The organism is Ancylobacter oerskovii (assembly GCF_018390555.1).
In the GTDB taxonomy this organism is placed as follows: Bacteria; Pseudomonadota; Alphaproteobacteria; order Rhizobiales; family Xanthobacteraceae; genus Ancylobacter; species Ancylobacter oerskovii.
On the sequence record NZ_JAHBGB010000037.1, the window covers coordinates 43,275 to 68,170 of the forward strand.

The window sequence follows — 24,896 nt, forward strand, 5'->3', positions numbered from 1 at the left end:
GTCTTGTGGCGAAGGCCGTTCCTTCGCTAGGGAACGCCGGTTCGTGCCGAACGTTGATCACGGCCGGACGCGGAGGAAACGATGGACGAGCGTGAAGAACACATACGTCGCCGGGCCCACAGGCTGTGGGAGGAGGAAGGGCGGCCCGAAGGGCGCGCCGAGCAGCACTGGTTCCAGGCGAAGGAGATGCTGGCGGTCGAGGAGGGCGAGATGCCGACCTCTCCCGTTGCCGAGCCGTCGCCGGAGCCGATCGAGGCGCTGGTCAATGCGGGCGAGTTCCCCACCCTGACCGATCAGGGCGAAATGGAGATCCCGCACCGGCCGCAGGCGGAAGCCGCGCCCGCGGTCGCGGCGCCGAAGCCGGCCGCCCGCGGTGGGGGGAGGGCGCCGGGAGCGAAGTCGGCCGCCAAGGCGGCCAAGCCGCCGGCCCTCGGCTGACGCTTCAGGGAACCCGAAGCAACATCGCCCGGGACGCCGAACCATTCGGCGCCCCGGACATTGGGAAGGCAGGCAGGCCCGAACGGGCGCCTTTCTCGCTTGCGGAGCGGATATCGGCGGCGTGACCGCGATATCCGCAACCGTTCGGCGAACAGTCAGGAGCCGCCGATGTCCATCTCCCGATCATCCCGTCCCGCGCGCCGCCTGCTGGTCCCCGGCATGCTCGCGCTTCTGCTGGCGGTCGCCGCCTGCGATCGCGGATCGCAGCTCGCGGAAAGCGCCGGCTACGGGCCGGATCCGCAATTGCCGGAGCCGCACGCCTCGTGGTTTCCGACCCTGAAGATCGCCGATGCCGTCGGCTGGCCGCAGGGAGCCGCGCCCAGGCCCGCGGCCGGCCTGGAGGTGAGCGCCTTCGCCGGCGGGCTGCAGCATCCGCGCTGGCTTTATGAATTGCCGAATGGCGACATCCTCGTCGCCGAGAGCGATGCGCCGCCCAAGCCGGAAGGCGCATCCGGCGGCCTACGCGGCTGGGTGCAGGGACTGTTCATGAAGCAGGCCGGCTCGCGCACGCCGAGCGCCAATCGCATCACCCTGCTGCGCGATGCCGACGGAGATGGCGCGGCGGAAGTGAAGACCACCTTGGTCGACAAGCTCAGTTCGCCCATCGGCATGGCGCTGGTCGGCGACCGCCTCTATGTCGCCAATGCCGACGCGGTGGTGAGCTTCCCCTATCAGGAGGGCGCGACCCGTCTCGAAGGTCCGCCCACCCGGCTTGCCGCGCTTCCCGCCGGGCGCAACCATCACTGGACCAAGAGCCTTCTCGCCAGCGAGGACGGCTCGAAGCTCTATGTCGGGGTCGGCTCCAATTCCAACGCCGCCGAAAACGGCATGGAGGAGGAAGAGAACCGTGCGGCGGTGCTGGAGATCGACGTGAAGACCGGCGCCTCGCGGGTGTTCGCCTCCGGCCTGCGCAACCCGGTCGGCATCGACTGGAACCCGGCCAATGGCGAGCTCTGGGTTTCGGTGAACGAGCGCGACGAGATCGGCGACGATCTGGTTCCCGATTACATGACCTCGGTGAAGGAGGGTGGCTTCTATGGCTGGCCCTATTCCTATTACGGCCAGCATGTCGACACGCGGGTCGAGCCGCCGCGCCCGGACCTCGTGGCGAAGGCGATCAAGCCGGATTACGCGCTGGGCTCGCACACCGCCTCGCTCGGCTTCACCTTCGTCAGGACGCCCGCCCTCGGCGAGCGCTTCGCCAGCGGCGCCATCGTCGGCCAGCATGGCTCGTGGAACCGCAGCCGGCCGGTCGGCTACCGGGTGATCTTCGTGCCCTTCGCCGATGGCCGTCCCTCGGGGCCGCCGGAAGAGGTGCTGACCGGCTTCCTCAACGCCAAGGGCGAGGCGCAGGGCCGTCCGGTCGGGGTGCTGGTCGATCGGCGCGGCGGCCTGCTGGTGGCCGACGATGTCGGCAATACGGTGTGGCGGGTGAAGGGCGCGGCGAGCGCACCGGTTCCCGGGCCGCAGACCGGCAGCTCCGGCTGACCGGGCGTCGAACGGGGGCGCCTCGCCATGCCGGCTCGGGCAATGACGGTCCATCTGTGCATCGACATGCAGAAGCTGTTCGCGCCGACCGGGCCCTGGCCGACCCCCTGGATGGCGCAGGCGCTGCCGAACATCGCCGCGGTGGCGGAGCTGATGCGGGAGCGCAGCGTGTTCACGCGGTTCATTCCCGCCCGCGAGGCGGCGGAGGAGATCGGCACCTGGCGCGCCTATTGGCGGCGCTGGTCGGGGCTGACGCTCGAGGCCCTGGACCCCCGTATCCTCGAGCTCGTGGACGAGCTGCGCGAGCTGGCGCCGGCCGAGCGCGTGGTCGACAAGACCCGCTTCTCCGCCTTCGCCGCGCCGCGTCTCGCGCCGGTCCTCAATGGCATGCGGGCCGGGACGCTGGTGATCACCGGCGCGGAAACCGATGTCTGCGTCCTCGCCACGGTCATGGATGCCGTGGATCGCGGCTACAGGGTGATCGTGGTGGAGGACGCGGTGTGCTCCTCTTCCGATGCCGGCCATGACGCGGCGCTGGCGATTTTCCGCCGGCGCTTCGCCGCGCAGATCGAGACGCTGTCGACCACCGCGCTTCCCGATCATCTTGCCCGACAGGGGCGTGAATACTGAGGACGGAAGTAAATAATACCTTGGAACGAAGATGTGAGCATGACGTTCTCCGGTGGGGTGCGGGACATTCCAGCCGGAGGCGATAATGGCCGAGAAGACACTCGATACGCTGTTTCACGAAACCCTCAAGGACATCTACTACGCCGAGCGCAAGATCCTGAAGGCGCTGCCGAAGATGGCGCGCGGCGCCCAGTCGCCGGAACTGAAGGCCGCGTTCCAGCAACACCGCGACGAAACCGAAGGTCAGGTGGAGCGCCTGCAGCAGGTGTTCGAACTGATCGGCAAGCGTGCGCAGGGCAAGACCTGCCCGGCCATCGACGGGATCATCGAGGAGGGCGAGGAGATCCTCGAGGAGTTCAAAGGCACGCCGGCTCTCGATGCCGGTCTCGCCGCCGCCGCGCAGGCGGTGGAGCATTACGAGATCAGCCGCTACGGCACGCTGAAGCGCTGGGCGCAGCAACTCGGCCTCAAGGAGGCGGTCGGCCTGCTCGACGCCACCCTCAAGGAGGAGTTCAAGACCGACGAGTCGCTGACCAAGCTTGCCGATCAGGTCGCCAATGTGAAGGCGCAGAAGGCGGCCTGACGGGCTCGCGACGCTTCCGGCGATGCCGGCTCAAGGCCGGCATCGCCCCGTCCGTCGAAAGGACCGCCATGGCTTCGCACCCCATCCAGAAGCAATCGGTCTGGCGCCGCTACGGCTATGGCTGGGTGACGCTGGGTTTCTTCCTCATCTCGCTTGTCGGCCACTGGCTGTTCGGCTGGTTCGCCTATGTCGACGCGCAGCTCCAGCATGGCGCGCCGGTGGAGGTGTGGGGCTATACGGTCGAGATGATGCGCGACACGCTGGAGAACTGGCAGTCGGAATTCCTGCAGCTGATCTGGCAGATCGGCGGTCTCGCCTTCCTGCTTTATGTCGGCTCGCCGCAATCCAAGGAGGGCGACGACCGCATCGAGGCGAAGATCGACGCCATCCTCGCCGCGGTCGATCCCGGTAAGGCCGATCAGCTGATCGAGGAGATCGACCGCGAATATGCCGGCCGGCATACCGATCCGCGCTGGGAGCGGCTGGCCCGCGAGGGGCGCGCGAAGAGCGCCTAAGGCTCGGGTCATTCCGCCGTGGTGGGCGATGCCGTCAGCCCGGCCTGAGGGTCCTGTACTCCACCGACCAGGCCTCGATCTGTTCGCCGGTGAACGGCCATTCGCCGACAAGGCTGACGCCCTGCCGGATCTCGTTTGCCACCACCGGCCAGAAGCGGTCGACGAGTTGCGGGATCGTCGGTTGGGGGAAGCCTTTGCCCTCGAGATCGAGAGCGCAGATGCGGCGGGCGGTCTGTTCCAATGTCTTCATGCGTACACCCTACTCGAACACCCGCCGGCGATCTGCGCACTAGTGTGCATTTTGCCGCCGCAAGCTGGGGACACGTCGCGGCAGCTTCCGGTTGACACCCGGGCGGCCGCCGCCTAAGGCAGTCCGGTCGCCGGTTGCACCGGCCGTAAGCGTTTGACGTCAAGCAACGCACTCAACGATCCTCACCGGTCGGAGTGCGTTTTTTTGCGCCCATCGGTCGAGGAACAGCCTGGAGATCCCCATGGCTTCGTCATCGACGCGCGACCCGGCACAGGGCCGCCTGCTGCTGCTGACCGCGATTCTCTTCGCTTCCTATCTGTGCATCGGCATCTCGCTGCCGATCGTGCCGGTCCATGTGTCCGAGACGCTCGGGCTCGGCAATGTCTGGGCGGGGCTCGGCGTCGGCATCGCCTTTCTCGCCACCATCGCCAGCCGGGGCACGGCCGGCAGCCTCGCCGACCGCCGCGGCGCCAAGAGGGCGGTGGCACGGGGGCTGGGGTGCTACGCCGCCGGTGCGCTGGTCACGCTGGCCGCCGGCCTGCCGCTGTCCTCACCGGTCCTGGCCTATCTTGTCCTGCTGGCCGGCCGGCTGTGCGTCGGGCTGGGGGAAAGCCTGGTGGCGGTGGGCATCATCGCCTGGGGCATCGGCCTTGTCGGCCCCGCCCGCTCCGGCCGGGTGCTGGCGCTCGTCGGCGCCGCCCTTTACGGGGCGCTCGCCGTCGGCGGGCCGGTCGGCCTCGCTTTGTACGACCGGTTCGGCTTTGCCGGCGCGATGGCGGTCAGCGCCGTCCTGCCATGCCTCGGCCTGCTGGCGATCTGGCGCATCCCGGGCGTGGCCGCGCATCCCGGCGCGGAGCGCCCGCCCTTCTGGCGCGTGATCGGCCGGATCTGGCCGCACGGATCGATCGTCTGCCTGCAGGGCATCGGCTTCGCGGCCATCGGCGCGTTCTTCACCCTGTATTTCCTCGACCGAGGCTGGAGCCATGCCGGGCTCGGCCTCTCCGCCTTCGGCGGCGGCTTCGTGCTGGTCCGGGTTCTGTTCGGCCATTTGCCGGATCGGATCGGCGGCCTGCCGGTGGCCATCGGATCGCTCGCCGTCGAGGCGGCCGGCCAGGTGCTCATCTGGAGCGCGGGCAGCCCGCTGCTGGCCCTTGCCGGCGCCTTCCTGACCGGGCTGGGCTGCTCCATGATCTATCCGGCCATGGGGCGTGAGGTCGTGCGGCTGGTGCCGCCGCATCTGCGCGGCACGGCGCTCGGCGGCTTCTCGGCCTTTCAGGATGTCGCCTACGGGCTGACCGGGCCGATGGCCGGCTTCCTCGCCGACCGCGCCGGCTATGGCAGCGTCTTCCTCATCGGCGGCGCGGCGGCGGCCGCCGGGCTGGCGATCGCCCTCGGCCTGCGCCGCATGCCGGCCGTGGCGGCCCGCCAGCCGGACGCGAACCCGGCCGGCCCGTCGCTCGATACTTAAGCTGAGCTAACAAGTCGGACTGGCTTTCTAAATGGAACTAACGCAGTTCCGGTCCTATGGTCTTCCTCGAGCAGCACGACAGATCGCTGCCGCGCCCTGAGCCGGGGAGTTGCCCACGGCCCGGGGCGGAGGACAAGACGCCGCTTCGCACCAACCCGCACCGTCCCCGACGCCGGCCGCAAGGCCGCGCGCGGCCGTGACCGACGCTTCGCGCCGCCGGCTTCGCCGGGCCGCGCCGACGCGCCCGCATGGCCCGCGCCCTTGCGCCCGGCCGGGCCACAGGATCGCATTGAGGATCGCACGATGAATCTCTCGACCTTGCTCCAAGCCCGCGCCGCCGCCGGCCGTCCGGTCCGGGCCGGCCTGATCGGCGCCGGCAAATTCGGCTCGATGGTGCTCGCCCAGGCGCAGCGCATCGCGGGACTGCAGATCGTCGCCGTCGCCGACCTCAATGTCGGCAAGGCGCGGGAATCGCTGGCGCGGGTCGGCTGGCCGGCGGAGCGCTACGCGGCGACCAGCGCCGGCGACGCGGTGAAGACCGGCCGCACCTTCGTCACCGACGACGTGGCGGCGCTGCTGGCCTGCGACGAGATCGAATGCGTCATCGAGGCCACCGGCCACCCGATCGCCGGCACCCGCCATGCGCTGGCCGCCATCGACGCGAGCAAGCATGTGGTGATGGTCAATGTCGAAGCCGACGTGATGGTCGGCCCGATCCTCGCCGAGCGCGCCCGCAAGCAGGGCGTCATCTATTCCATGGCCTATGGCGACCAGCCGGCGCTGATCTGCGAACTGGTCGACTGGGCCCGCGCCACCGGCTTCGAGATCACCGCCGCCGGCAAGGGCATGAATTTCGAGCCGCGCTACCGCTACTCCACCCCCGACACCGTGTGGGGCTTCTTCGGCTGGACCGAGGAGGAGGTGAAGGCCGGCGACTTCAATCCGAAGATGTACAACTCCTTCACCGACGGCACCAAGGCGGCGATCGAGATGGCGGCGGTCGCCAACGGCACCGGACTCGACTGCCCGGATGACGGGCTGGCCTTCCCGCCCGCCGGCCTGCACGACCTCGCCAAGGTGTTCCGCCCGGCGGCGGATGGCGGGCGCATGGCGCGCTCCGGCCTCGTCGACATCGCCGCCAGCCAGGAGCCGGACGGGCGCGAGGTCTACAACAACATCCGCTACGGCGTGTTCGTCACCTTCAAGGCGCACAACGAATATGCCCGCGCCTGCTTCAAGCAGTACGGCCTGCTCACCGACCCGTCCGGCTGGTACGCCTCGATGTGGCGCCCGTTCCACATCATCGGGCTGGAGACCTCGGTGAGCGTGCTCTCGGCCTGCCTGCGCGGCGAGCCGACCGGCTGCTCCAAGGAGTTCCGCGGCGACGCGGTGGCCACCGCCAAGAAGGACATGCAGCCGGGCGAGATGCTGGACGGCGAGGGCGGCTACGCGGTGTGGGCCAACGCCATCCCGGCGACCCGCAGCCTCGATTTGCGGGCGCTGCCGATCGGCCTCGCCCACAACGTCAAGCTGAAGCGGCCGCTCAAGAAGGACCAGATCGTCTCCTTCGACGATGTCGAGCTCACCGCCGATCTCGACGTGGTCCGGCTGCGCCAGGAAATGGAAGACCGCTTCCGCCCCGGCACCAGCGTCGCCGCCTGAGGCGCGGGCGAGGGCAGGGTGGTGCACGCCTCCCTGCCTTCGCATCCGGCCCTCGAACCCTTCGCTTTCCCACAGGACGACGACATGACCGCTGCCCCGCACACGCCCTTCGTCGTCATCGCCGAGTTCCGGGTGAAGCCCGGCGCGCTCGACGCCTTCCTCGCCGCCGCGCGAGACGATGCCCGCCGGTCGCTCGCCGACGAGCCGGGCTGCCGGCAGTTCGACGTCGTGGTGCCGGAGGCCGGCGACAGCGTGGTGTTCTACGAGGTCTATGACAGCCGCGCCGCCTTCGACGCGCATCTGGAGACGCCGCATCTCGCCCGCTTCCGGCAGGCGTTCCCACCGCTGATCATCGAGGAGCGGCCGGTGCGCTTCGCGGCCCGGCAGCATCCGTGACCGCCGGAACGGGAGACAACGCCATGTCCGTCACCTCCGCCGCCACGCTTCGCCGGATCGGCTTCATCGGCACCGGCATCATGGGCGGCCACATGGCCCGCCGTATCGCCGGGGCCGGCTTTTCGGTCCGCGCCTGGAACCGCACCGCCGCGAAATCCGAGGCGCTCGCCGCCGATGGCGTCGAGGTCGCGCCCTCGGCCCGGGCGGCGGCGGCCGGCGCCGATGCGGTGGTGTGCATGCTCTCCTCCGGTCCGGTCTGCGATGCCGTGCTCGGCGGGCCGGAAGGGGTGATCGCCGCCATGCGCACCGGCGCGACGCTGGTGGTGATGAGCTCGATCCCGGTGGAGACCGCCCGCGCCCAGGCGGAGGCCAGCGCCCGCCGTGGCCTGCGCTATGTCGATGCGCCCGTCTCGGGCGGCGAGCGCGGCGCCCGCGAGGGCACGCTCTCCATCATGGCCGGCGGCGAGGCGCGCGCTGTCGCCGATCTCGCCCCGCTCTTCGCGCCGCTCGGGCGCGTCACCCATGTCGGGCCGGCCGGCTCCGGCGAGCTTGCCAAGCTCGCCAACCAGTTGATCGTAGCCTCGAACATCTGCGCGGTGGCGGAAGCCCTGCTGCTCGCCGAGCGCGGCGGCGCCGACCCCGAAAAGGTGCGCGAGGCGCTGATCGGCGGCTTCGCCGATTCCACCGTGCTGCGCCAGCACGGCGAGCGCATGGTGCGCGGCGATTTCGCGCCGGGCGGCCCGGCCAAGTATCAGGTGAAGGACACCTCGACGGCGCTGCGCCTCGCCCGCTCCTACGGCCTCACGCTTCCGGTCGCCCACACCGTCGACCGGCTGTTCCAGAACCTGGTCGATCACGGCGGTGCCGATCTCGATCACAGCGCCGTGCTCCTCGAGCTGCGGCGCGCCAACCAGCCGGCGGAGGCTTCCGCCCCGGCGGAGACTTCCGCCGACGTCTGACCATGGCAAATAATGCCAATCAACCGGGACAAAGAATCCCGCTACGGAGGAAACGACATGCACGCCTTCTCGCTCCGCGGCCTCCTGGTCGCCGCCTCTCTCGCCGCCTCGCTCTCCCTTGCGGTTCCCGCCGGCGCCGAGACGCTCACCCTCTCCACGCCGGACGCCGACAATTCGGAAATCACCCTCGCCGCCAAGCACTTCGCCGAGGTGGTGAAGCAGAAGACCAATGGCGAACTGGAGATCAAGGTCTTCCCTAACGGCACCCTCTATGGCGGCGATCCCTCCGCCGGGGTGAAGCAGCTGGCCGGCGGCTCGCTCGACATGCTGCTCAACGCCACCTCGCTCTATGCCACCTTCAACCCGAAATTCACCGCCATCGCGGTGCCCTATCTGTTCGACGGCACCGACCAGCTGCGCGCCTATCTCGACAGCGATCTCGGCGAGGAACTGCGCGGCGACCTGTCGAAGATCGGTATCCTCGGCCTCGACCTGTGGTCGCGGCCGCTGCGGCAGATCACCAATTCCAAGCGGCCGATCACCGCGCCGGACGATCTCAAGGGCCTGAAACTGCGGGTGCCGAACAACCCGCTCTGGGTGAAGTTCTTCGGCGCCATGGGCGCGGCGCCCACCCCGATGGCCTTCGCCGAGGTGTATAATGCCCTGCAGCTCGGCGTGGTGGACGGGCAGGAGAACCCGGTCAACGTGCCGGTCAGCGCCCGGCTCTACGAAGTGCAGAAATACCTGACCATCTCCAACCACATCGCCGATGCCTGGGTGCTCGGCATGAATCCGCGCCGCCACAAGGCGCTGTCGGACGCCCACAAGGCCGCGCTCGCCGAGGCGGCGAAGGAGACCGAGGACTGGAAGGCGAAGAACGACGCCGCCGACATCGCCGCCTCCATCGCCATTCTCGAGAAGAACGGCATGAAGACCAACGAGCTCACCGCCGAGCAGCGCGCCGAATTCGTCGCGGTGTCGAAGAGCCTCTACCCGGTCTTCGAGGCCCTGGTGAAGGACCCGTCCTTCTTCCAGCGCACCACCTCCTTCGCCGGCAAGAGCTGACGTCGGCGTGCCGAACCCGGCGGCGGCCACCGGCCGCCGCTCCCCCTCGCGGATAGGTGGTGTTCCCATGTCCTCATCCGACAAATCTTCCGCCGCTGCGCCTTCCCGCGGCTTCCCGCTCGGCCGGCTGGTCGAGGTGATGGCTGATTATGCGGCGGGTCTCGCCTGCGGCGGCATCCTCGTCGTGGTGCTGATGCAGGTGGTGGGCCGGCTCATCGGCCATCCGCTGCCCTGGACCGAGGAGGCGGTGCGCTTCCTGTTCATCTGGATGGTGTTCCTCGGCCTTGCCGCCGGCTTCCGCACCGTGGAGAGCGCGCGTGTCGTGCTGTTCCTCGCCATGATGCCGCGCCTGTCGAAGCGCATCGCGGTGCCGATCTATGTCGTGTTCTCCATCGGCTTCTTCCTGCTGGTGGGCTGGACCGGCATCACCCTCGTCGAGCAGCAGATCATGATGAACGAGGAGGCGGCGACGCTGCCGATCCCGATGTGGGTCGTCGGCCTCGTCATGCCGGTCTCCTCGGTCATCGCCATCCTCGCCATCGTGGATTCGCTGCGGCGCCGGCGCGATCTGATCGCGCTGCCGGAAATGGGCCTGCCGCCGGACGAGATCGTCCATGCCGACGTCTCGATGACCGGCGGTCATCACCATGTCGCCAGCCCCACCGTCACGGGAGCGCACTATCAATGATGAGCGCCATCCTCTTCGCCCTGTTCTGCGTCCTCAGTGCGCTCGGCGTGCCCCTGGCCATCGCCCTCGGCCTCGCCGCCGTCGCCACGCTGTTGGTGTTCACGCCGATGCCGCTCGACCTGCTCACCCAGACGATGTTCTCCTCGATGAACTCGTTCCTCCTGGTGGCGGTGCCGCTGTTCATCCTGGTCGGCGCGGTGATGGAGCGCGGGCGGGTCGCCGAGCGCATCTTCGATTTCGCCGAATCCATGGTCGGCTGGCTGCCGGGCGGGCTGGGCCATGTGAACGTGCTGTCCTCGGTGATCTTCTCCGGCGTGTCGGGTTCCTCGGTCGCCGACATCGCCTCGGTCGGCGCCATCGAGATCAAGGCGATGGAGCGCCACGGCTTCCCCAAGGGCTATGCGGTGGGCATGACGCTGTGCACCGCCACCCTGTCCTCGATCATCCCGCCCTCGATCCTCATCGTCATCGCCGGCTCCATCGCCAACGTGTCGATCGGCACGCTGCTAGTGGCGGGGCTGGTGCCGGGGCTGTTCATTGCCTTCGCCTTCCTGGTGTTCAACCACTTCTATTCGGTGCGCTACGGCTACAATCCGCCGTCGCCGTTCAATTTCCGCATGGTGGTCGTCACCGGGCTGCGCGCCATCCTGCCGATGCTGACCCCGCTGATCCTGATCATCGGCATCGCCTCCGGGGTGTTCACCCCCACCGAGGCGGCGGCGATCGCGGTGCTCTACGTGCTGGTGCTGGGCGTGCTGGTCTACCGCACCATCCCGCTCGCCGAGGTGCCGGAGATCCTGGTCTCCACCGCCCGCATCTCCGGCACCATCCTGTTCATCGCCGCCACCTCGCAGATCGCCGCCTGGGTGTTCACCTATGAGGGGCTGCCGAACACGCTGACGGCGATCCTCGGCGGCATGAATCTGGGGCCGACCACCGGCCTCCTGGTGATCTTCGTCTTCCTGCTGCTGATCGGCATCTTCATGGAGGCGATCCCGGCGATGTTCATCCTCATCCCGGTGCTGATGCCGACGGTGACGGCGCTCGGCATCGACCCGATCCATTTCCTGATCATCACGGTGATGACGCTCACCCTCGGCCTCGTCACCCCACCGGTCGGCGTCTGCCTGTTCGCGGCGGCGCAGGTCTCGGGTATGAGCGTCGACGAGGTGGTGAAGGGCTCGCTGGCGCCGATGACCGTGCTGACGCTGGCGATCTTCGCGCTGGTGCTGTTCCCGGTGCTGACGCTCGGGCCGCTGCACCTGCTCGGGCTCTATTGAGGATCAGGTCGATGACGGTGCCGGACTTCGTGGTGGTGATGGGCGTGTCGGGGGCCGGCAAGAGCACCGTGGCCCAGCAGCTTGCCGACCGGCTCGGCGCCGCCTTCATCGAGGCCGACCGCCTGCACAGCCCGGAGAATGTCGCGCTCATGCGCCGGGGCATCGGCCTGACCGATGCCATGCGCTGGCCGTGGCTGGAGGCGGTGGGCGCGGCGGCGCGGGCGGAGCCGCGCCGGCCGGTGGTGATCGCCTGCTCGGCGCTGCGCCGCATCTATCGCGATTTCCTGCGCGAGCGGCTTCCCGGCCTGCGCTTCGTCTTCGTCGACGGCCCGCGCGAGGTGATCGCCGAGCGCCTGCGCGCCCGGCCGGGGCATTTCGCCGGCATCACCCTGCTCGACAGCCAGCTGGCGACGCTGGAGCCGCCGGAGCCGGGCGAGCGGGCGGTGACCGTCTCGCTGACGGCGAGCCCGGAGGCGATGGTCGACATGGCCCTGCGCGGGCTCGGCGCGGCGGAGCGGGTTCCCGGCTGAGGATCAGTCCGCCGGCACCGGCTTGCGGGCGGTCCGGCCGGCCAGCGCCTCGGCGGCGGCATGGGCATGGCGGCGCCGGGCCTCCCAGCCGGCGCGCTCGGTGCGCAGCCAGTCGAGGAACAGCCGCACCTTGCGCTGGCGCAGATGCTCGTGCGGGCAGACGATCCACTGCGTCACCAGCCGGATCGGCGGCGGTCCGGCCACCGGGCAGATCAGCCGGCCGGTCTCCAGCTCGCGCTCCATCATCAGCGTGCTTTCCAGCGCGATGCCCATGCCGCCGGCGGCGGCGTCGATGGCCATGTGGCTGCGGTCGAACAGCACCCGCGCCCAGCGCTCCGCCGGCTGCACGCCGGCCAGCGCGAACCAGCGCGGCCATTGCGCCTGCGACTTCACCGAGTGGATCAGCCGGAAGCGCGGCAGCTCGGCGGCGGTGAGGCTGGCCGGGGGCGCGTAGTCCGGCGAGCAGGCCGGCAGGAAGTCCTCCTCCGCCATGCCCTCGACGAACAGGCCAGGCCAGCGCCCGTCGCCGTGGCGGATCTCGACGTCGACCACCTCGCGCTTGAACGCGGTCGGCTCGTTGGTGCCGTCGATGCGCACCTCGAGGTCGGGATGGCGGTCGAGAAACGCCCCGAGCCGCGGCAGCAGCCATTTGTTGGACAGGGTCGGCGTGGCGCGCACCGTCAGCGTCGTCACCGAGCGGTAGCCGCGGATCAGGTTGGTGGCCTCGGCGATGCGCTCCACCTCGTCGGTGATGGAGGCGAAATAGCGCTCGCCGGCCTCGGTGAGCACGACGCGGCGGCCGACCTTGCTCATCAGCGTCAGGCCGAGCTGGGTCTCCAGCGCCTGCACCTGCTGGCTCACCGCCGAGGGCGTGACGGCGAGTTCCTCCGCCGCCTTGGAGATGCTGCCGAGGCGGGCGACGGTGCGGAACACGAAGATGGCGCGGATCGGCAGCTGCATCGCTTCCTCGCTTTCGGTCGCGGGCCGGGCGGGCGTCCGGGAGAGGGGACCCAACCACCCGGCGGGGCGGGGAGGCCGCCGGCCACGCCTGCCCAACGCCTGCCCAACGCCGGCCCCGTCCCGCCCATTCATATCGCCGGGCGGCGGCGATGGCGAGGCCGCGACGAGCGGGAGCGCGCCACAGGTCGGTGCGCGGCCCGCCCCGCCTCAGCGCCGCAGGTGCCGGCGGGCCGCCTGCATCACGTCGCGCGTCAGTTCGGCGATCCGGTCGGCGGCGAGGCGGTTCACCTGCCAGTACAGCGGTACGTCGAGCGGCGTGTCCGGGATCAGCTCCACGAGCCGCCCCGCCTCGATATGCGGCCGGACCAGCAGGGCAGGGTTCATGCCCCAGCCCATGCCGGCGATGCAGGCCTCCACGAAGCCGTGCGTCGAGGGCAGCCAGTGGGTGGGATGAACCACCTCCTGCCCGATCGCCTGGCGCAGCCAGCGGTCCTGCAGCCGGTCCTTCTGGCTGAAGGTCAGCGCCGGCGCCGCGGCGAGGGCGTCCGGGGTGACGCCGGCCGGGAAGTGGCGGTCCATGAAATCCGGGCTTGCCGTCGCGTGGTAGCGCAGCGCGCCGAGCGACAGCCGGCGGCACCCCGCGACGGGCTTTTCGGTGCTGGTGACGGCGGCGATCACCCGTCCCTGCCGCAGCCAGTCCGCGGTGTGCTCCTCGTCGTCGACGGCGATGTTCAGGAGATGCGGGGAGCGGCGGGCGAACGCCGATATCCCGGCCATGAACCAGGTGCCGAGGCTGTCGGCATTCGCCGCGACATGCAGCGTCACCTTCTGCGCCGGCCCGGCGGGCGCCGCGAGCGCGGGCAGGTGCTCCAGCAGGTCGCCTTCGAGCATGCTGACATTTTCCATGTGCCGGCACAGCCATTCGCCGGTCAGCGTCGCCGTGCAAGGGGCGCCGCGCGCGATCAGCACCGTGCCGAGGCGCTCCTCCAACTGCTTCACCCGTTGCGAGACGGCGGAGGGCGTCACATGCAGCAGGCGGGCGGCCTTCTCGAAGCTGCCGGTCTGAACCACCGTGGAAACCGCGCGCAAGGCAGCGTAGTCGAGCATGGATTTAGTTTTGCTTCATCGAGATTAGCTTCATTAACTAGCCTAAATCCGGCCGCCGCGGTAGCGCAGGCCATCCTTCCCGGCGGCGTGGCATCTGCAATGGATCTTCCGGTTTTCGCGACGGGCCTGACCATGGGCCTCAGCCTCATCGTGGCGATCGGCGCCCAGAATGCCTTCGTGCTGCGGCAGGGCCTGCGCAACGAGCACATCTTCGCCGTCTGCCTCACCTGCGCCGTGTCCGATGCGCTGCTCATCATGCTCGGCGTCACCGCCTTCCGGCAGATCGCCACGCTGCTACCCTGGCTGGATCCGGCGATGCGCTATGGCGGCGCCGCCTTCCTGTTCTGGTATGGCGCGAGGAACATGCGTTCCGCCCTGGCCGGCTCGGGCGCGCTGGCGGCGGCGGAAGCCGGGCGGGCGAGCCTGTGGCAATGCCTCGCCCTGTGCCTGGCGCTCACCTGGCTCAATCCGCACGTCTATCTCGATACGGTGGTGCTGCTCGGCACCATCTCCACCCGCTTCCCGGGCCGCGAGATGTCCTTCGCCGCCGGCGCCATGACCGGCTCCTTCCTGTTCTTCTTCTCGCTGGGCTATGGCGCGACGCGGTTGCGCCCGATCTTCGCGAACCCGATGGCCTGGCGCCTCATGGAAGCGCTCATCGCCCTCACCATGTGGCTGATCGCCTTCCGGCTGGCGAGCGGGGCGTGATCGCCCGCCATTGCCGCGTCAGTGACCGTCGAAAACGTCGAGGTTGTTTCTGACGAAGTCGATGAAGCGGCCGATGAGCGCGATCTGAGTGAATTCGCTGCGCCAGACCATCCAGGCATTGCGGGCGAAGGGGGAGCCGTTGGCATAGTCGAGCGGCGTCGAATACAGCCGGTGCGACCGGCCGGTGAATTTCGGCGACAGGAAGATGCCGTAGCCGAGCCCGTTGGCGATCATCTCCAGGCAGGTGTCGCCATGGTTGGCGCGCATGCCGATCAGCATCGGCGCGGTGAAGTGGCTGTGCCACCAGTCGTTGAGCAGCCGCTTGGCGAACGGGTCGCTGAGATAGGAGATCTGCGGCGTCGTCGGCAGCTCGGCGAGGTCGAGCGGCTCGCGATTGACGAGGCAGGCCTGCTCCTGGCCGATCAGCATGCGCTCGAACGGGCCGTCGAAGTCGCCATAGATGAAGCCGACATGCACCCGGCCATCCTCGATCAGCTTCACGATCTCCGAGCTGACGCCGGTGGAGATGTCGAAGGAAACGTCGGGGCAGTCCGCCTGATAGCGCTTCAGCCCGGCGGGCAGCGTGTAGCGGGCGAAGGAATTGGTCACGCCCAGCCGCAGGGTGCCCGAGCGGTCGCCGAAGCTCATGAGCTGGGTGCGGATCTCGCCGAAATGCGCCAGCACCTTCCCGGCCTCGCGGGCGAGGTATTCACCTTCCGGCGTAAAGGCGACGCCCTTGGGCGTGCGCACCACCAGCCGCACCCCGAAGTCGCGCTCGATCGCCTGCAGGCGCTTGGAAAGCGCCGGCTGGGTCATGGCGAGCCGGTCGGCCGCGCGGGTGATGTTCGCGGTGCGGTGCAGCTCCAGGATGATCTTGCAGGTGCTCTCGTCCATGTCGCGAAGGCGGCGCCGTTGGGTCAGGCATTCCATTTTGGAATGGCAATCCATGAGAGATCGCAATTTTACAGGCGCGTCAACCTCGCTTAGGACTGATCAGAATAACAAGAGGCATCGGCGCCGCGCGCGACCGGCCCAGGGAATGCCGCTCAGGCATTCGCCGACGGGAGAAGGCAAGCTCGCCAGTATCCGTTCTGTGTGTGGAGAGACACGCCGCGCCCGCAAGGCGCGGATGGATCCCTATTGTTTGGAAAGAGCCGGCGTCGTCATGATCTATCATCATCTCTATTCCAAGTTCGCCAAGAAGGACGAGGTGCGCGTCGGCGTGATCGGTGCCGGAAACTACGGCACAGCCATCGTCACCCAGGATCCCTACACGCCGCGCATGACCGTCGTCGCGGTGGCGGACCTTTCGGTGGAAGCCGCCCGCGGGGCCTATGAGAAGGCCGGGTTCGCGGCCGAGACGCTGGTCTATTGCGCCACCGCGGCCGAGGCCGAGGCGGCCATTGCCGCCGGCAAGCGCGTCTATACCGACCAGCCGGCGCTGGTGGGCGACATTCCGGCGGTGGACATCGTCTGCGAGAGCACCGGCGTGCCGGAAGCCAGCGCCACCTATGCGCTGCAGGCCATCGGCAACGGCAAGCACGTCGCCATGATCACCAAGGATTGCGACGTCACCGTCGGGCCGATGCTGAAGAAGCTGGCGACCGAGGCGGGCGTCGTCTACACGCCGGTCGACGGCGACCAGCACGGCCTGCTCATCCAGTTCTACGAATGGGCGAAGTCGATCGGCCTCACCGTGCTCAGCGGCGGCAAGGCCACCGATGGCGAGTTCGTCTATGACGATGTCGCCGACACGGTGACGATCAAGACTGACAAGAAGATCCACGCACCCTATGTCGAGACCATCGAGGTCGCGCCCGAGGACCGCAAATATCTCGGCATGATCCCGGCCGGAAAGGCGGCGGAATATATCGAGAAGCGCGTCGAGATCCTGTCGAAGCTGCCGCAGCCGGGCGCCTATGATTTGTGCGAGACCACGGTGGCGGCGAACTATACCGGCCTCGCCCCGGCGGTGGACACGCTCTATCATGCCCCGCTGCGCATCACCGAGATCCCCGTCGCCTATTGCGAGCGCGAGAATGGCGGCATCTTCGAGGGCGCCGGCGTCATCGATCTCGCCACCTGCCTGCGCGATCCCGTCGAATCCGGCCTCGGCGGCGGCGTGTTCCTGGTCGTGCGCTGCGACAACGCCTATTCCAACCATGTGCTGACCACCAAGGGCCAGATCGCCAATGCCGACAACAGCGCGGCGGTGATCTACCGGCCCTATCACCTGTGCGGGGTGGAGACCTCCAGCACCATCCTGGTCGCCGGCCTGCTTGGCCTCGACACCGGCTCGGACGACTACCGGCCGCGCTTCGACCTGATCAAGGTCGCCAATCGCGACATTGCGGTCGGCGAGGTCTTCGGCAACGACCACAGCCCGCAGCTCACCGCCCGCATCGTGCCCGCTTTGCCGGTTGCGCCCGGCAATGCCGCCGCGGCGCATCTGATCACCGGCAACCGCGCCAGGGTCGATATCGCGAAGGGCACCACCATCACCTACGACATGGTCGAGGAGCCGGCCGGCTCGCTATTGTGGCAGCTGCGCCGGCAGCAGGACGCCGCCTTCCTGGCCTGACCCGACAAATCAACCTCATCGATCACCTGACTGCACAAGAAAAGACGGGAGGAAGAGCATGCTGCTGACCCTGCTTGCCTGGGGAACGGTCATCGTCTTCATGACGCTGATCCTCACCAAGAAGATGCACCCCTTCACCGCTATCGTATTGATTCCAGTGCTGTTTGCCCTTGTCGGCGCGCTGTTCGGGCTGTACGAGGCGCCTACCGCCAAGACCCTGAAGATCCCCGTCGAGAGCGTCACGATGTGGGATCAGGTCTTCGTGCTCGGCGACTGGGTCAAACAGGGGCTGACCAAGACGTCGGGAACGGCGTTCATGCTGTTCTTCGCGATATTCTTCTTCTCTCTGATGTTGAATGTCGGCCTGTTCGACCCTCTTACCAAGAAGGTCGTGCAGCTCGCCAAGGGAGATCCTCTGAAAGTACTTGTGGCGACCAGCGTACTGGCCACCGTCGTCTCGCTTTCCGGCGACGGAACGACCACGACGCTGATCTGCTGCACGGCGCTGATCCCGGTCTACCAGAAGCTCAACCTCAAGATGATGCATCTGGGCGTGCTGCTGATCCTGCAGAACACCATTCTCAACCTCCTGCCGTGGAGCGGCCCCACCGCCCGAGTCATTGCAGTTATTGAGGGAATCGACGTGCAGGCGCTGTTGATGGCGCTGCTGCCGGGCATGGTGCTGGGCAGCCTGTTCGTCACCGCCGGCGCCTATTGGCTCGGTTTGCAGGAGCGGCGGCGCCTCGGCGTGCAGCATCTCAGCGACGCCGACATCGAGGCGATCTTCGCGATACACACCAGCGACGAGGATGCGCTGAAGCGCCCGCAATTCGCGCTGGTGAACGGCATCCTGACCGTCGCGGTGCTGGCCTCACTGATCTCCGGCGTGTTCGATCCCGTCTTCACCTTCCTCGTCGGCACGGTGGTGGCGCTCGTCATCAACTACGAGACGCTGACGCAGCAGAAGGACCGCATCTACGCCAATTCCGGCGAGGTGTTGCAGACGGTGATCATGGTCATCGGCGCCGGCGTGTTCATGGGCCTGTTCACCAATTCGGGCATGTCCGATGCGCTGGCCTCCAGCCTCGTCCACATCGTGCCGCCGGCACTGGGCGATTTCTGGGGCCTGATCGTGGTGCTGATCTCGGCGCCGGGTGGCTTCTTCCTCTCGAACGATGCCTTCTTCTACGGCGTGCTGCCGCCGCTGGTGGAAGCCGGCAAGGTCTATGGCTTCACGCCTTTCCAGATCGGCTTCGCTTCGTTGCTCGGTCAGGCCTTCCACATGCTGAGCCCGCTCACCGCCTTCATCTACCTGCTGCTCAGCATGACCGGGCTGGACATGGGCGAATGGCAGAAGGCCTGCTTCCCCTGGTGTCTGGCGCTGTTCGGCATCTTCATCGCCTGCGCCGTGCTGCTTGGGGTGGTGCCGCTCTATCGCTGACGCGGCGATGCTGACACGCCTGATCACCGATGCCGGCGGCATGTCCGCCGGCATCGCCTTCTTCGGATCCAATTCCGCATCGAACCGCCGAGGTTTTCATGACGGCACGCCCTCGTATCGTCCTCCTCCACGCCACTCCTGTGGCGATGGAGCCGGTGCAGCAGGCTTTTTCGGCCGGCTGGCCGGAGGCGGAGACTGTGAACCTGCTCGACGACGCGCTGAGCGCCGATCGTGCCCGGACCGCTGACATCACCGAGGAGATGACCCAGCGCTTCCTCGCCCTCGGCCGCTATGCCGCCCGCATCGGCGCCGATGGCGTGCTCGTCACCTGCTCGGCGTTCGGCCCGGCGATCGAGCGCCTTGCGGAGGAAATGCCGGTGCCGGTTCTGAAGCCGAACGAGGCGATGTTCCGTGCCGCCATTGCCAGCGGCCGGCGCATCGGCATGCTCGCCACCTTCGCCCCCGCCGTCGCGACCATGACCGCGGAGTTCGAGACCTTCGTCGCCGAGACCGACGCCACTGCGCGCCTCGACACCCTCGTCGTTGCCGACGCCATCGACCGGCTGCGCGCCGGCGATGCGGCGGCCCATAATGCGCTGGTGGCCGCCCGCGCTCCCGAACTGGCCGGCCATGACGCAATCATGCTGGCGCATTTTTCCACCTCGCGTGCCGCCGAGGCGGTGCGCCGGGCGGTCGACGTACCGGTGTTCACCGCGCCCGATGCCGCGGTCGAATGCCTGCGTCAGCTGATCGAACACGCGGGGAACTGAACGATGTTGCTCGGGGTCATTGCCGACGATTTCACCGGTGCCGGCGACATCGCCAACACGCTGGCCAAGGGGCTGCCCCCTCAGGGCGGGCTTGCGGTGACGCAATATCTCGGCGTGCCAACGCGTCCGGCCGCGCCGGAGGTGGAGGCGGGCGTCATCTCGCTGAAGACCCGCTCCATTCCCGCTGCCGACGCGGTTGCGCAGTCGCTGGCCGCCCTTGCCTGGCTGAGGGAGCAGGGCTGCCGCCAGATCGTCTTCAAATATTGCTCGACCTTCGATTCGACGCCGGAGGGCAATATCGGCCCGGTCGGCGAGGCGCTGGCCGACGCGTTCGGCGCCAGCGGCGTCATCGCCTGTCCGGCCTTCCCGACCGTCGGGCGCAGCGTGCATCAGGGCCATCTGTTCGTGCATGACCGGCTGCTCAGCGAGAGCGGCATGCAGAACCATCCGCTCACGCCGATGACCGATCCCGACATCCGCCGCTGGCTGCGCCGGCAGACGCGCGACGCCGTAGGCCTCGTCGCCTCCCCGACGGTGCGCGCGGGCGCCGCTGCGGTTCGACAGGCGCTCGCGGCCTGTGCCGCACGCGGCGAGACGCTGGTGATCTGCGATGCGGCGACCGACGCAGATCTCGTGACGTTGGGCGAAGCGGCCGCCGAGGCACTGCTCGTCACCGGCGGCTCGGGTATCGCCATCGGCCTGCCGGCCAATTTCATCACGCGCGGGCAGGCCAAGGGCGTGGCGACCGCCTTTGCCGGGGTGGACGGTCCCGAGGCCATTCTCGCCGGCAGTTGTTCCGGTGCCACGCGCGGGCAGATCGCGATCCATGCCGCGGCGCATCCGGCGATGGCGCTCGATGTCGATGCCGTCATGGCCGGCAAGATCGGCGTCGGCGATCTCGCCGAGTTCATTGCCGCGCATCGCGGGCAGGCGCCGCTGATCTATTCTTCCGACGACCCGGCCGAGGTTGCCGCACTGCAGAAGCGCTATGGGCGCGAAGCGGTGGCCGGCAGACTGGAGGCGCTGTTCGCCGACACGGCCCGCGCGCTGATCGCGGGAGGCGTGCGCCGCCTCGTCGTCGCCGGCGGCGAAACCTCCGGCGCGGTGGCGCAGGCCCTGGGGCTGGAGGCGCTGGAGATCGGGCCGGAGATCGATCCCGGCGTGCCGATCCTCGCCGCGCCCGATGGTCGGGTCGCGCTGGCGCTCAAGTCGGGTAATTTCGGTGCGCCGGATTTCTTCGCCAAGGCACTGGCGGCGCTTGCCGGCAAATGAACCGTACGCGCAGGGGGCACGCATGAGCAGGACTGGCGACATCAACGAGGCCGCGTTGCGCGCTGAAATCGTGCGCACCGGCGCCCTGCTCTATGCGCGCGGCCTCGCCCATGGCAGCGCCGGCAACCTCTCGGTGCGGCTGGACGACGGCAGCATCCTGGTGACGCCGACAAACTCGTCGCTCGGTTCCCTGACCCCGGAGCGGCTTTCCCGTGTGTCCGTCGACGGCCGGCATCTGGACGGCGATCCGCCCTCCAAGGAGGCGTTCTTCCACCTCGCCGTCTATGAGGAGCGGCCGGCGGCCCGGGCGGTGGTGCATCTGCATTCCACCCATGCGGTGGCGGTGTCCTGTCTCTGCCACGCCGACAGCTCCAACGTGCTGCCGCCGCTGACCGCCTATCACGTCATGCGGGTGGGCAGGTTGCCGCTGGTGCCGTATTTCCGGCCGGGCGACCGGGCGTTGGCCGAGGCGGTGCGTGGCTTCGCGCGCGGGCACAAGGCCATGCTGCTTGCCAATCACGGGCCCATCGTCGCCGGCGCCACGCTGCAGGAGGCCGTGCAGGCCTATGAGGAACTGGAGGAAACCGCCAAGCTGTTCTTCCTCATCGGTAATCGCCCCGCTGCCCCGCTGACCTGCGAGGCGGTCGAGGATCTGCAACGGCATTTTCCCAGCTGATCCGGGTTCGATCCTGCAGTTTCCGTTCCCCGCCCGAACGCGGGCGGGCGGGCCATGTCGTTCACTCCTCCGACATGTGATCGCGGCCTCGGCCAGGTGCCGGGATGATCCCCTCGCGGTTTGGGCCGCGATCTCGGTAAAATCGCGTTGTTCGGGCTGCGACCGACGTCGGCGGCAACGCCAAGAACGCCTCGTCGCTGGCAGCAGGCCGTCAGCCTCTCTGTGACGGCGGGACGGTTTGTCGGCCGCAGGGCGCCGTCCCCATCATGATCTTTGATAAAGGCCCCAGCGATCCTCGGTGGGGGCGCCGCGGCTCTGTGTCGTACGGCAGCTTCGAGCACGGATTTCCGCCGGTCGTCGCATCGCGGTGCCGAGCGCCGGGCCGCCGACCCCCATCCACGTATTTCGCAAGAACGGACTTCGCCCCTCGAAGGGGAGGGTGCCAAGCGGTGGCTCTGGTGATCGATATGTTGCGTCGCAATAATTCGGCGCGGTGGTACGAAAGTCTCCCGAAAGTTTGCAAAATTCATGATTGATAAAATCTATCATACGAGTGAGGCGGCTTGTCGCAGCCCCGCCGCTTGTCCCAATGGTGTTGTCGGGAATGATTCCATTTTCAAACTGCGGCAGATCAAAAAATTCCCATTGAAAAATATGGGATTCGTGCCTAGTTCTATCAGCGATCGCCGCAGATCGTCGGCGTCTTGGCTGTTCTGGCATTTTGTATAATGATTGAAAATGTCGATTAACGATACGTCATCCACGCTCAAGAAGTCGCATGCGGCCGGCGGATGGGGTGCCCTTCGCAGCTGCGGAAAGCATTTGCTGGCCAGCGGTTCGGCGCTGACCGGCGCGAAGACCATGCTGAAGGCAAATCAGCCGGACGGCTTCGATTGTCCGGGCTGTGCCTGGGGCGATCCCGAGCATGGTTCGTCCTTCGAATTCTGCGAGAACGGCGTGAAGGCCGTGGCGTGGGAGGCGACCGAGCGGCGGGCGACGCCGGCTTTCTTCGCCGCCCATACGGTGAGCGAGCTGCGGGGCTGGAGCGACTACGAGCTGGAAAACCAGGGCCGCCTCACAGAGCCCATGGTTTATGACCGCGCTACCGACCGCTACCGGCCGGTGTCGTGGGAGGAAGCGTTCGCCGGCATCGCCGCCGAGCTGAACGCGCTCGCCGATCCCAATGAGGCGGAGTTCTACACCTCCGGCCGCGCCAGCAACGAGGCGGCGTTCCTCTATCAGCTGTTCGTGCGCATGTTCGGCACCAACAACTTCCCGGACTGCTCCAACATGTGCCACGAGGCCAGCGGCCTCGGCCTGATGCAGTCGCTCGGCGTCGGCAAGGGCACCGTGCTGCTCGAGGATTTCGAGCACGCCGACGCCATCATCGTCATCGGCCAGAACCCCGGCACCAACCACCCGCGCATGCTGGGCGACCTGCGCCGTGCCGCCATGCGCGGCGCGCGTGTCGCGGTGCTCAATCCGGTGCGCGAGCGCGGCTTGGAACGCTTCGCCGACCCGCAGGACAAGATAGAGATGCTGCGCGGCGGCTCGACCTCGATCGCCAGCCATTACTTCCAACCCAAGCTCGGCGGTGACATGGCGGCGATCCGCGGCGTCGCCAAGGTGGTGTTCGCCCGTGATGCCGAGCGCCTGGCCGGCGGGCATGCCAGCCTGCTCGACCTCGACTTCATCGCCCACCACACCACCGGCATCGAGGCGTGGCGGGCCGAGGTCGAGGCGACCTCCTGGGATGCGATAGAGGACCAGTCGGGTCTCGTCCGCGCGGATATGGAAAGCCTGGCCGACGTCTATCTCGGCGCCGAGCGGGTGATTGCCACCTGGGCGATGGGCGTCACCCAGCATCTTCATTCGGTGGCGACGGTGCGCGAGATCGCCAACCTTCTGCTGCTGCGCGGCCATGTGGGGCGGCCGGGCGCCGGCCTGTGCCCGGTGCGCGGCCATTCCAACGTGCAGGGCGACCGCACCGTCGGCATCAACGAGAACGCGCCGGAGTGGTTCATCGCCGCCCTGGAGCGCGAGTTCGACCTCGCCCTGCCGCGCGCGCCCGGCCACAATGTGCTGCACGCCATCCACGCCATGGTGGAAGGGCGTTCCAAGGCGTTCATCGGGCTCGGCGGCAATTTCGTGCGGGCGACGCCGGACACCGACATCGTCCACGCGGCGCTGTCGCGGTGCCGGCTCACGGTGCAGATCGCCACCAAGCCGAACCACAGCCATCTCGCGCCCGGTGAGGTCGCCTATCTGCTGCCCTGTCTCGGCCGCACCGAGATCGACCGCAATTCCAGGAAGCGGCCGCAGATCGTCACCGTCGAGGATTCGATGAGCATGGTGCACGGCTCCGGCGGCATCAATCGCCCGGCGGCGCCGACCCTGCGCTCGGAGATTCAGATCATCGCCGGCATCGCCGCGGCGACGGTAGGGTCGGACAAGGTGCGCTGGCTGGCGATGGCGGATGACTACGATCTCATCCGCGACCACATCTCCCGCGTGATCCCCGGCTTCGAGGATTTCAACATCCGCGTGCGCAAGCCGCGCGGCTTCCATCTGCGCAACGCCGCGGCCGAGCGCGAGTGGAACACCGCTTCCGGCCGGGCGGAGTTTTCCGCCGCGCCGCTGCCGCGTGAGGTGGAGCACCAGCAGGCACGTCGCCAGCCCGGCACCTATGTGCTGCAGACCTTCCGCAGCCACGACCAGTACAACACCACGGTGTACGGCCTCGACGACCGCTATCGCGGCGTCTATGGCGAGCGCCGGGTGGTGTTCGCCAACCCCGAAGACATCGCCGCGCTCGGCGCGGTGCCCAATGCGCGGGTCGATGTCATCGGTTCCGACGAGGACGGGCGCACGCGGGTGGCGGAGGATTTCCGCCTCGTCGCCTACGACCTGCCGCGCGGCTGCGTCGCCGGCTATTATCCCGAGCTCAATGCCGTGGTGCCGTCCACCAAGGCCGGCGAGGGCAGCGACACGCCGCTGTCCAAATCGGTGATGGTGACCTTCCGCGCGAGGGCGGCATGAGCGCGGTGTCCGCCGATCACTTCATGCAGGACGTGACCGCCCTGATGGCCGGCCAGCCCGAGCTGTCGCCGCTCGATGCCGGGGTGCTGGTCGCACTGGAGCAGGGGGTGGCCAGCGATACGCGCAGTTTCGCCCGGCTGTTCGGCATCGCCCACGCGCTGGTCTTGCGCGCTGCGAGCGAGTTGGAGGATCGTTTCGGGCTGGTTGCTGCCGAGGAGCATCGCTCGCGGTCGCAGCGGCGGCGCCTTGTGCTGACCGAGGCCGGGCAATTGGCGGTCGCGGCCAAATAGGAGCGCATTTCCGGCTCCGCCGCGGCTTCTCGCCGGCACA

Annotated in this window: 25 protein-coding genes; 21 read left to right on the forward strand and 4 right to left on the reverse strand. The window is 68.3% G+C overall.

The features are described from left to right. Positions 1–81 precede the first annotated feature (81 nt). The 5 genes from KHC19_RS16765 to KHC19_RS16785 all read left to right on the forward strand — a co-directional run bounded on the left by KHC19_RS16765 (position 82) and on the right by KHC19_RS16785 (position 3,714). Complete coding sequence (locus KHC19_RS16765; protein WP_213353528.1) at positions 82–438, forward strand: DUF2934 domain-containing protein; 357 nt, start codon at positions 82–84, stop codon at positions 436–438. 168 nt (positions 439–606) lie between these two features. Further along, entirely contained in the window at positions 607–1,986 is a 1,380-nt protein-coding gene (locus tag KHC19_RS16770) for a PQQ-dependent sugar dehydrogenase (RefSeq protein WP_213353529.1), read from the forward strand. A 42-nt stretch (positions 1,987–2,028) separates the two neighbouring features. Beyond that, positions 2,029–2,616 carry a cysteine hydrolase family protein gene (locus KHC19_RS16775; RefSeq protein WP_246549047.1) on the forward strand — a complete coding sequence of 196 codons (588 nt, stop codon included), beginning with the start codon at positions 2,029–2,031 and terminating at the stop codon, positions 2,614–2,616. An 85-nt stretch (positions 2,617–2,701) separates the two neighbouring features. Continuing rightward, complete coding sequence (locus KHC19_RS16780; protein ID WP_213353531.1) at positions 2,702–3,199, forward strand: YciE/YciF ferroxidase family protein; 498 nt, start codon at positions 2,702–2,704, stop codon at positions 3,197–3,199. Positions 3,200–3,267: 68 nt separating this feature from the next. Then, positions 3,268–3,714 (forward strand): DUF6766 family protein, encoded by a 447-nt coding sequence (locus KHC19_RS16785; RefSeq protein WP_213353532.1) that lies wholly within the window; start codon positions 3,268–3,270, stop codon positions 3,712–3,714. A gap of 34 nt (positions 3,715–3,748) precedes the next feature. Here KHC19_RS16785 and KHC19_RS16790 read toward each other — a convergent pair whose 3' ends face one another. Further along, positions 3,749–3,964, reverse strand: coding sequence for a hypothetical protein (locus KHC19_RS16790; protein ID WP_213353533.1), 216 nt, complete (start codon positions 3,962–3,964; stop codon positions 3,749–3,751). A 241-nt stretch (positions 3,965–4,205) separates the two neighbouring features. On the opposite strand from KHC19_RS16790, the gene KHC19_RS16795 reads away from it, so the two are divergent. The 8 genes from KHC19_RS16795 (at position 4,206) to KHC19_RS16830 (ending at position 12,012) form a co-directional block, all read left to right on the forward strand. Beyond that, positions 4,206–5,432 carry an arabinose transporter gene (locus KHC19_RS16795; RefSeq protein WP_213353534.1) on the forward strand — a complete coding sequence of 409 codons (1,227 nt, stop codon included), beginning with the start codon at positions 4,206–4,208 and terminating at the stop codon, positions 5,430–5,432. Between the two features lie 303 nt (positions 5,433–5,735). Further along, the gene (locus tag KHC19_RS16800; protein WP_213353535.1) at positions 5,736–7,094 is read left to right on the forward strand and encodes an NAD(P)H-dependent oxidoreductase; all 1,359 of its coding nucleotides are present in this window, start codon (positions 5,736–5,738) and stop codon (positions 7,092–7,094) included. A gap of 84 nt (positions 7,095–7,178) precedes the next feature. Continuing rightward, entirely contained in the window at positions 7,179–7,490 is a 312-nt protein-coding gene (locus tag KHC19_RS16805) for a putative quinol monooxygenase (RefSeq protein WP_213353536.1), read from the forward strand. 23 nt (positions 7,491–7,513) lie between these two features. Then, complete coding sequence (locus KHC19_RS16810; RefSeq protein WP_213353537.1) at positions 7,514–8,449, forward strand: NAD(P)-dependent oxidoreductase; 936 nt, start codon at positions 7,514–7,516, stop codon at positions 8,447–8,449. Positions 8,450–8,506: 57 nt separating this feature from the next. Beyond that, positions 8,507–9,514, forward strand: a complete 1,008-nt coding sequence (locus KHC19_RS16815; protein WP_213353538.1) for a DctP family TRAP transporter solute-binding subunit — start codon at positions 8,507–8,509, stop codon at positions 9,512–9,514. A gap of 67 nt (positions 9,515–9,581) precedes the next feature. Next, positions 9,582–10,202: a TRAP transporter small permease gene (locus KHC19_RS16820; protein WP_213353539.1), complete on the forward strand. Its 621-nt coding sequence runs from the start codon at positions 9,582–9,584 to the stop codon at positions 10,200–10,202. Beyond that, positions 10,202–11,482: a TRAP transporter large permease gene (locus tag KHC19_RS16825; RefSeq protein WP_213354193.1), complete on the forward strand. Its 1,281-nt coding sequence runs from the start codon at positions 10,202–10,204 to the stop codon at positions 11,480–11,482. The genes KHC19_RS16820 and KHC19_RS16825 overlap by 1 nt, the downstream gene beginning before the upstream one ends. Positions 11,483–11,493: 11 nt before the next feature. Then, positions 11,494–12,012, forward strand: a complete 519-nt coding sequence (locus tag KHC19_RS16830) for a gluconokinase (protein WP_246549049.1) — start codon at positions 11,494–11,496, stop codon at positions 12,010–12,012. A gap of 3 nt (positions 12,013–12,015) precedes the next feature. On the opposite strand, the gene KHC19_RS16835 is transcribed toward KHC19_RS16830, so the two are convergent. Further along, entirely contained in the window at positions 12,016–12,972 is a 957-nt protein-coding gene (locus tag KHC19_RS16835; RefSeq protein WP_213353540.1) for a LysR substrate-binding domain-containing protein, read from the reverse strand. Between the two features lie 207 nt (positions 12,973–13,179). Continuing rightward, a complete protein-coding gene (locus tag KHC19_RS16840; protein WP_213353541.1) occupies positions 13,180–14,079 on the reverse strand; it encodes a LysR family transcriptional regulator ArgP in 900 nt (299 codons plus the stop codon). A gap of 99 nt (positions 14,080–14,178) precedes the next feature. Here KHC19_RS16840 and KHC19_RS16845 point away from each other — a divergent pair, with 99 nt between their 5' ends. Continuing rightward, entirely contained in the window at positions 14,179–14,787 is a 609-nt protein-coding gene (locus KHC19_RS16845) for a LysE/ArgO family amino acid transporter (protein ID WP_213353542.1), read from the forward strand. Positions 14,788–14,805: 18 nt separating this feature from the next. On the opposite strand, the gene KHC19_RS16850 is transcribed toward KHC19_RS16845, so the two are convergent. Beyond that, positions 14,806–15,717 carry a LysR family transcriptional regulator gene (locus KHC19_RS16850; protein ID WP_213353543.1) on the reverse strand — a complete coding sequence of 304 codons (912 nt, stop codon included), beginning with the start codon at positions 15,715–15,717 and terminating at the stop codon, positions 14,806–14,808. 235 nt (positions 15,718–15,952) lie between these two features. Here KHC19_RS16850 and KHC19_RS16855 point away from each other — a divergent pair, with 235 nt between their 5' ends. The 7 genes from KHC19_RS16855 (at position 15,953) to KHC19_RS16885 (ending at position 24,856) form a co-directional block, all read left to right on the forward strand. Then, complete coding sequence (locus KHC19_RS16855) at positions 15,953–17,368, forward strand: NAD(P)H-dependent oxidoreductase (protein ID WP_213353545.1); 1,416 nt, start codon at positions 15,953–15,955, stop codon at positions 17,366–17,368. Positions 17,369–17,426: 58 nt separating this feature from the next. Next, complete coding sequence (locus tag KHC19_RS16860) at positions 17,427–18,809, forward strand: CitMHS family transporter (RefSeq protein WP_213353547.1); 1,383 nt, start codon at positions 17,427–17,429, stop codon at positions 18,807–18,809. 98 nt (positions 18,810–18,907) lie between these two features. Then, positions 18,908–19,579 (forward strand): aspartate/glutamate racemase family protein, encoded by a 672-nt coding sequence (locus tag KHC19_RS16865; RefSeq protein WP_213353549.1) that lies wholly within the window; start codon positions 18,908–18,910, stop codon positions 19,577–19,579. Between the two features lie 3 nt (positions 19,580–19,582). Further along, positions 19,583–20,851: a 3-oxo-tetronate kinase gene (gene otnK / locus KHC19_RS16870; protein WP_213353551.1), complete on the forward strand. Its 1,269-nt coding sequence runs from the start codon at positions 19,583–19,585 to the stop codon at positions 20,849–20,851. Between the two features lie 22 nt (positions 20,852–20,873). Next, on the forward strand, positions 20,874–21,527 hold the full coding sequence (otnC, locus tag KHC19_RS16875; protein WP_213353552.1) for a 3-oxo-tetronate 4-phosphate decarboxylase: 654 nt from the start codon (positions 20,874–20,876) through the stop codon (positions 21,525–21,527). Positions 21,528–22,265: 738 nt separating this feature from the next. After that, on the forward strand, positions 22,266–24,566 hold the full coding sequence (locus KHC19_RS16880; RefSeq protein WP_213353554.1) for an FdhF/YdeP family oxidoreductase: 2,301 nt from the start codon (positions 22,266–22,268) through the stop codon (positions 24,564–24,566). Then, on the forward strand, positions 24,563–24,856 hold the full coding sequence (locus KHC19_RS16885; RefSeq protein WP_246549050.1) for a hypothetical protein: 294 nt from the start codon (positions 24,563–24,565) through the stop codon (positions 24,854–24,856). Before KHC19_RS16880 ends, KHC19_RS16885 begins: the two co-directional genes overlap by 4 nt. Positions 24,857–24,896: the final 40 nt, after the last annotated feature.

Excerpts from the sequence above, each read along its gene's own strand:
- KHC19_RS16800 (WP_213353535.1), top strand. The coding sequence starts at position 5,736 with ATGAATCTCTCGACCTTGCTCCAAGCCCGCGCCGCCGCCGGCCGTCCG.
- KHC19_RS16865 (WP_213353549.1), top strand. The coding sequence starts at position 18,908 with ATGACGGCACGCCCTCGTATCGTCCTCCTCCACGCCACTCCTGTGGCG.
- KHC19_RS16860 (WP_213353547.1), top strand. The coding sequence starts at position 17,427 with ATGCTGCTGACCCTGCTTGCCTGGGGAACGGTCATCGTCTTCATGACG.
- KHC19_RS16795 (WP_213353534.1), top strand. The coding sequence starts at position 4,206 with ATGGCTTCGTCATCGACGCGCGACCCGGCACAGGGCCGCCTGCTGCTG.
- KHC19_RS16845 (WP_213353542.1), top strand. The coding sequence starts at position 14,179 with ATGGATCTTCCGGTTTTCGCGACGGGCCTGACCATGGGCCTCAGCCTC.
- KHC19_RS16850 (WP_213353543.1), bottom strand. The coding sequence starts at position 15,717 with ATGGAATGCCTGACCCAACGGCGCCGCCTTCGCGACATGGACGAGAGC.
- KHC19_RS16855 (WP_213353545.1), top strand. The coding sequence starts at position 15,953 with ATGATCTATCATCATCTCTATTCCAAGTTCGCCAAGAAGGACGAGGTG.
- KHC19_RS16840 (WP_213353541.1), bottom strand. The coding sequence starts at position 14,079 with ATGCTCGACTACGCTGCCTTGCGCGCGGTTTCCACGGTGGTTCAGACC.
- KHC19_RS16770 (WP_213353529.1), top strand. The coding sequence starts at position 607 with ATGTCCATCTCCCGATCATCCCGTCCCGCGCGCCGCCTGCTGGTCCCC.
- otnK (WP_213353551.1), top strand. The coding sequence starts at position 19,583 with ATGTTGCTCGGGGTCATTGCCGACGATTTCACCGGTGCCGGCGACATC.
- KHC19_RS16810 (WP_213353537.1), top strand. The coding sequence starts at position 7,514 with ATGTCCGTCACCTCCGCCGCCACGCTTCGCCGGATCGGCTTCATCGGC.
- KHC19_RS16835 (WP_213353540.1), bottom strand. The coding sequence starts at position 12,972 with ATGCAGCTGCCGATCCGCGCCATCTTCGTGTTCCGCACCGTCGCCCGC.
- KHC19_RS16825 (WP_213354193.1), top strand. The coding sequence starts at position 10,202 with ATGAGCGCCATCCTCTTCGCCCTGTTCTGCGTCCTCAGTGCGCTCGGC.
- KHC19_RS16780 (WP_213353531.1), top strand. The coding sequence starts at position 2,702 with ATGGCCGAGAAGACACTCGATACGCTGTTTCACGAAACCCTCAAGGAC.
- KHC19_RS16790 (WP_213353533.1), bottom strand. The coding sequence starts at position 3,964 with ATGAAGACATTGGAACAGACCGCCCGCCGCATCTGCGCTCTCGATCTC.
- KHC19_RS16815 (WP_213353538.1), top strand. The coding sequence starts at position 8,507 with ATGCACGCCTTCTCGCTCCGCGGCCTCCTGGTCGCCGCCTCTCTCGCC.
- KHC19_RS16775 (WP_246549047.1), top strand. The coding sequence starts at position 2,029 with ATGACGGTCCATCTGTGCATCGACATGCAGAAGCTGTTCGCGCCGACC.
- KHC19_RS16805 (WP_213353536.1), top strand. The coding sequence starts at position 7,179 with ATGACCGCTGCCCCGCACACGCCCTTCGTCGTCATCGCCGAGTTCCGG.
- otnC (WP_213353552.1), top strand. The coding sequence starts at position 20,874 with ATGAGCAGGACTGGCGACATCAACGAGGCCGCGTTGCGCGCTGAAATC.
- KHC19_RS16820 (WP_213353539.1), top strand. The coding sequence starts at position 9,582 with ATGTCCTCATCCGACAAATCTTCCGCCGCTGCGCCTTCCCGCGGCTTC.
- KHC19_RS16880 (WP_213353554.1), top strand. The coding sequence starts at position 22,266 with ATGTCGATTAACGATACGTCATCCACGCTCAAGAAGTCGCATGCGGCC.
- KHC19_RS16885 (WP_246549050.1), top strand. The coding sequence starts at position 24,563 with ATGAGCGCGGTGTCCGCCGATCACTTCATGCAGGACGTGACCGCCCTG.
- KHC19_RS16765 (WP_213353528.1), top strand. The coding sequence starts at position 82 with ATGGACGAGCGTGAAGAACACATACGTCGCCGGGCCCACAGGCTGTGG.
- KHC19_RS16785 (WP_213353532.1), top strand. The coding sequence starts at position 3,268 with ATGGCTTCGCACCCCATCCAGAAGCAATCGGTCTGGCGCCGCTACGGC.
- KHC19_RS16830 (WP_246549049.1), top strand. The coding sequence starts at position 11,494 with ATGACGGTGCCGGACTTCGTGGTGGTGATGGGCGTGTCGGGGGCCGGC.